This is a genomic window from Shewanella sp. Sh95, from assembly GCF_001308045.1.
GTDB classification, from domain to species: domain Bacteria; phylum Pseudomonadota; class Gammaproteobacteria; order Enterobacterales; family Shewanellaceae; genus Shewanella; species Shewanella xiamenensis.
On record NZ_LGYY01000035.1, the window covers coordinates 1 to 1,439 of the forward strand.

Annotated in this window: 2 pseudogenes; both read right to left on the reverse strand. The window is 40.8% G+C overall.

From position 1 onward, the window contains the following. Window positions 1-127: 127 nt before the first annotated feature. Window positions 128-706, reverse strand: a pseudogene (locus AEA42_RS03105) (cytochrome C); the annotation flags it as partial. Window positions 707-1,127: 421 nt separating this feature from the next. After that, a pseudogene (locus AEA42_RS23075) lies at window positions 1,128-1,310 on the reverse strand (LysR family transcriptional regulator); the annotation flags it as partial. Between the last annotated feature and the right edge of the window lie 129 nt (window positions 1,311-1,439).

The window sequence follows — 1,439 nt, forward strand, 5'->3', positions numbered from 1 at the left end:
TTGGAGGTACTCAGGCGGCCTGATTATCAAATCACGGAGAAAGAATTGCTGGCGGCCTGGGTATTATTCGCCAATCAGTTGCTCAAATATGGCTATGCTATGGCTGATTTATGAGGGGATCCTTCAGTACTCTGTGTACTGCATTAGGGTTATCATTTGGATTAATGATCGGTGCAGCACCATCGTAAGTCCAAGTGGCAGTGTATGTACCAGGGTTTGCAGTATCTTCAGTTAATTTACAAGCATTCTTAGTACCGTTAAGGCCGTTTAGAGTACAAGTTAATGAGCTACCCGCTTTGTTTGCCGTAGCATTGTTTTGCCATTGAATTGGCGCACCAGTGCCTGACGTATTGTCATTTGCCGTTAAAGAGTAGATCGCAATTTTATCGAGTCCCATAAAAGGAACATCTTTGCCTGCGCTCTTTCCGGTTAAGCTGAACTTAACACTGAAGCCTTCGCTGCTGGTGACTTTGATATCAGCTGGGCTAAGAGTAAATTTCAGATCGGTTATAGATTCTGCGGTTTTAGCAAAAGAACCAGCGGGTAACCCTGGTGTACCAGGCGTGCCCGGTGTTCCAGGGGTACCAGGTGTTCCAGGCGTGCCGGGTGCACCATCTTGCCCGTCTTCTCCGTCCCCGCAGGCGGTTAAACACAAGGCACTAGTGAGAGCTAGTGCCAGTAGAGATTTATTGTAGTTTTTCATCATCGCGTCCCTTTTTCTTTCTATAAGACTGCGTGTGCAGTGACTCTACTATAGGTCGAACAATCTACTTATAAAGTGGTATTTATAAGTTTGTATCTGATATGTGAACAGTGATTTAACACATCAAAATGGAAATTCTAAAATGTGAAATTAAGTATTTCGCAAATTAGAATCTGACGGTAAAAGTGAGATATGGATTGCAGAATGTTATTTTTGTTTTTAACAATTTGTTGAGATTAATTTTCAATTAATTTTACTTAAAGATACTGATGAAACATTTATCAAATGCTTTTTTACAGTGAAAAATAAAACAAAAACAACTATTGAGAATCATAGTGTACAGAGGGAGAATGCGCTTTATTTACTTAAATTTAACAATTGAAGCTTTTGTAAATAGTGGCACAAGCATCCATGCTTTTGGGGATTATTGACTGACTCGCGTATTGAAAGGCGTGAGGGCGGTTAATAATGAACTGACGACAAGTTCGCATTGTGTTTGACTGTAGCGTCGATGGCTTCGTGGCTTTTCTACGAGAAAATACTGTGGTGGCATAATCGTTTCATGTAGACGGTGTAACTCTGCGATGGGAAGCGGCGCTAGTTTTAATCGGTAGTGTTCATAATTCTGTGTCATTTCAGTAAAATATTCAAAAACAGGAATGACACATGACCCAACCTTTTAACTTCGAACAAGCCCTTAAAGATCTGCAATCAGGTAAAAGCCTCACAGGTAAAT